Source organism: Mesorhizobium sp. M7A.F.Ca.MR.362.00.0.0, assembly GCF_004023175.1.
Taxonomy (GTDB): domain Bacteria; phylum Pseudomonadota; class Alphaproteobacteria; order Rhizobiales; family Rhizobiaceae; genus Mesorhizobium.
On sequence record NZ_RZTF01000392.1, the window covers coordinates 2,791 to 5,855 of the forward strand.

Consider the following 3,065-nt stretch of genomic DNA (forward strand, 5'->3'; position numbering starts at 1 on the left):
CGAACGAGCATATCTTACTCTGTTGGTGTTTCTACGGGTGGTGCGGTCAGAACCGTGATGTCCATCCTGGCGATCTTGGATGCCGCGCGGCCTTGCGCGCCAGCATCCATATCGCCGCCTGCGGCAACCATGATTTTGGCCAGATGTCCCACGGCGTCCGCGCTGCGGCCCGGCGAAAATCCTTCGCCGGTTTGCGGCTTCCCCACTGCCGTTTGTTTTTCCGGGACATGCGGATGTTGACTTGCGATAGCGGAAACCATTGAACCTCCTGTGGCGACGCTTCGAACATTATATTAGCGCTAACTGTTGCGAGGCTGACCTAGCCAGTCGCCAAAAACCGCACCAGGAGTTCGAACAAACGATCGAGCCGCCCCGCTACAAGGTGAACTGGTAGGACAGCTCACCCTTGTAGCGATGTGAAAACGACGATGCAGGCCCGGCCATCCTGGTAGCGCCGCCCTTTTATCAAGGCTAAGCGGTAATCCCGCCGCGACCTGACCTTGTGCCGTCCATCCAAGGGAATTGAGCAAGCGGGTTCTGCAGTATCTTGACGGATCTTGCGAAGCCGGCGACGGCATCGCGCGCCACCGTCAGCGGAACCTGGCCGTCGTGAGCACGCTGGCAGGCTCGAAAGGCCGTTTCGAAAATCGGACCCCGCCGCTCCCTTGGCCACTCGTCAAAGAAGTCAAAGGCGTCGTCGAGGCACCCTATTTCTTGAATGAACTCGCCATTCTTGACCAGGACCGGTTGGTCGAACGTCCTGTCACTCATGTAATCCTCCATTAGGCACGGTGGGTTGTTGCTGGTTCGGGTCATTATGCGATCGCATGCTCCGGCTCGGCCAACATGCCGCCACCTCCACGCCCGGGCGGCACCGTTGCAAAGGCCGGGATTGGCGGCGGATCATCGTCGTCATCTCGCCAGGGATGCCGCATCCAGCCGAGACGGCTCTTCCTGCGGCGCCGGTCGAAAGACGGGCTGACGGTTGCCGACACCTTTGAAACACGCGTTTCCTGCCCGGATTCGTCCAGAAGGCGCAGGGCGCGGAGTATGTCGCTGACTTCAACGATGGCGCCGTTGTCCAATTGCCGCAACGCGGGATTGTCAGGAACCGCATGAACGTCGGAAGCCCAGAAAGCAAGCAAAGCCCGCTTTGCACCGATCGTCATCGTCTCCTCGTTCAGCACATCATCCGGCGTCCGCAACTCAGCGGATTCCGCGGCAAGATTTTTCGGTTCAGGTTGGTGAAAACTGTAAGTTTCGGTTCTCATCTCAATTCTCCGCGATCTGTGCCTCCCGGCCGAACCGGGAGGCGGACCGTAGATCCAGGTTCCAGGGAATCAGGCGACCTCGCGCTGAGGCTCCGCATCCGAATCGATCGCCTGCGTCCTGTCGGTTCGCTCGAGCGAAACCGCTTTGGCTTCGGACCCTATCTCAATGCGCCGAGGCTTGAGTTCCTCGGGCACTTCGCGGATCAGGTCCACCGACAGCAAGCCATTCTCGAGGTTGGCCGCCTTGACCTTTACATGGTCGGCAAGTTTGAACACCTGTTTGAAGTTGCCCGTCGCCAAGCCGCGATGAAGGACCTCCCGATTTTCCTGGTCGGGTTTCCTTTGGCCGATGACAGACAATTCGGGGCCGTTCTGCATGAGTTCGACCTCATCGAGAGCGAAGCCGGCGATAGCCATCGTAATGCGATAGTCGTGCTCGCCAATCTTCTCGATATTGTAGGGAGGCCAGTCAGAGCGCACGCTTTTTTCGAGCATATCGAAGAGACGGTCGAAGCCGACCGTTGTGCGGTAAAGAGGGGTATAATCAAAGCTTCTCATAGCCATATCCTCCGTGAAGCAACATGGGTTACGAGGCTGTCGCAGCGCCGCTGCGACGCCAGTATGTCGAGCCGAAGCCTCGACGGAAAACGATCTGGTAATCGTGTTTTTTTCCGTCAAGAGGGGCGTAAAAAATTTTCTGGCCGGCAGGCAGGTGCCCAAGGCGCTGCCTTGCGTGCTGCTGGCCGCTGCGCGATGTTGACGCCAGGGGTGGAGCGAATCATGCGAAAAATTTTGATGTCCGGACTGCTGCTCGCGGTGGCCTTTTCCGCGAACCCGGCCCGCGCGCTGGACAGCAGCGGCACGCCTGTGGTCGTGACCCCTCTTGCGTCGCGCACGACGACCGCGTCCGGCCAACCGATCACGTTGCCGCAGAAGAACGTGCAGGTGCTGGTCTCGACCTACGACATCGCGTCGGGCGCGACCTTGCCGGTCCACAGACACCCCTTTCCGCGCTACGCCTATGTCCAGGCCGGCACGCTGAAGGTCACCAATGTCGAGACCGGCATCAGCAACACCTACAAGGCTGGCGATTTCATCATCGAAATGATCGGCCAGTGGCATCAGGCCACCAATATCGGGGATGTCGAAGTGAAGCTTCTGGTGATCGATCAGGTCGAGCAAGGCGCCAAGAATACGGAATTGCGCCAATAACCGCCAAGTCTGTGGGCGAAGGCGGAAGGCTGTTCCCGCTTTCCCAGCAACCGACCCGGTGGTAGGGCTGGCGAAAATCATGGACTGGATCTGCCCTTGACCAAAGCTCTCCGCCTGCCGCTGATCGAAATCTGTGTCGAAGGCATTGACGGCCTTCTCGCGGCGCAAGCCGCCGGCGCCGACCGGATCGAACTATGCGCCAGCCTCATCGAAGGCGGTATCACGCCGAGCCTCGGCACGGTCCGCGCCGCCCTCGAGCAGGCAAGTGTGCCGTTTCACGTCATGGTGCGGCCGCGCGGCGGCGATTTTCTCTACAGTGAGACCGAATACGCCTCGATGCTGGCCGATGTCTCGGCATTGCGCGAACTCGGCGTGCCCGGCGTGGTGTTTGGCTGCCTGAACGCCGATGGCACCATGGACGAGGCGCGCATGAGCGAACTGACGCAGGCGGCCGGCCCCTTGAACGTCACCTGTCATCGCGCCTTCGACATGACGCGCGACCCGGCCGAGGCGCTCGAATCGCTGATCCGCAGCAAGGTCGGCCGCGTGCTGACCAGCGGCCAGCGTGACACTGCTATCGAA

General features: G+C 60.3%; 6 protein-coding genes. 2 read left to right on the forward strand and 4 right to left on the reverse strand.

All coding sequences use genetic code 11. The annotated features are described in order from the left end of the window. Positions 1-14 precede the first annotated feature (14 nt). From EOC06_RS31000 to EOC06_RS31015, 4 genes are all read right to left on the reverse strand, one after another. On the reverse strand, positions 15-260 hold the full coding sequence (locus EOC06_RS31000; protein WP_127329563.1) for a hypothetical protein: 246 nt from the start codon (positions 258-260) through the stop codon (positions 15-17). A gap of 211 nt (positions 261-471) precedes the next feature. After that, entirely contained in the window at positions 472-771 is a 300-nt protein-coding gene (locus tag EOC06_RS31005) for a DUF982 domain-containing protein (protein ID WP_128309577.1), read from the reverse strand. A gap of 44 nt (positions 772-815) precedes the next feature. Beyond that, positions 816-1,271, reverse strand: coding sequence for a hypothetical protein (locus tag EOC06_RS31010; protein WP_128309578.1), 456 nt, complete (start codon positions 1,269-1,271; stop codon positions 816-818). 69 nt (positions 1,272-1,340) lie between these two features. Next, on the reverse strand, positions 1,341-1,829 hold the full coding sequence (locus EOC06_RS31015; RefSeq protein WP_128309579.1) for an Hsp20 family protein: 489 nt from the start codon (positions 1,827-1,829) through the stop codon (positions 1,341-1,343). Positions 1,830-2,051: 222 nt separating this feature from the next. On the opposite strand from EOC06_RS31015, the gene EOC06_RS31020 reads away from it, so the two are divergent. Both EOC06_RS31020 and EOC06_RS31025 read left to right on the forward strand, forming a co-directional pair. Beyond that, positions 2,052-2,483 carry a cupin domain-containing protein gene (locus tag EOC06_RS31020; RefSeq protein ID WP_128309580.1) on the forward strand — a complete coding sequence of 144 codons (432 nt, stop codon included), beginning with the start codon at positions 2,052-2,054 and terminating at the stop codon, positions 2,481-2,483. A gap of 96 nt (positions 2,484-2,579) precedes the next feature. Next, on the forward strand, positions 2,580-3,065 hold a 486-nt coding region (locus EOC06_RS31025; protein ID WP_281062125.1), incomplete at its 3' end, for a copper homeostasis protein CutC.

Excerpts from the sequence above, each read along its gene's own strand:
- EOC06_RS31000 (WP_127329563.1), bottom strand. The coding sequence starts at position 260 with ATGGTTTCCGCTATCGCAAGTCAACATCCGCATGTCCCGGAAAAACAA.
- EOC06_RS31005 (WP_128309577.1), bottom strand. The coding sequence starts at position 771 with ATGAGTGACAGGACGTTCGACCAACCGGTCCTGGTCAAGAATGGCGAG.
- EOC06_RS31010 (WP_128309578.1), bottom strand. The coding sequence starts at position 1,271 with ATGAGAACCGAAACTTACAGTTTTCACCAACCTGAACCGAAAAATCTT.
- EOC06_RS31015 (WP_128309579.1), bottom strand. The coding sequence starts at position 1,829 with ATGAGAAGCTTTGATTATACCCCTCTTTACCGCACAACGGTCGGCTTC.
- EOC06_RS31020 (WP_128309580.1), top strand. The coding sequence starts at position 2,052 with ATGCGAAAAATTTTGATGTCCGGACTGCTGCTCGCGGTGGCCTTTTCC.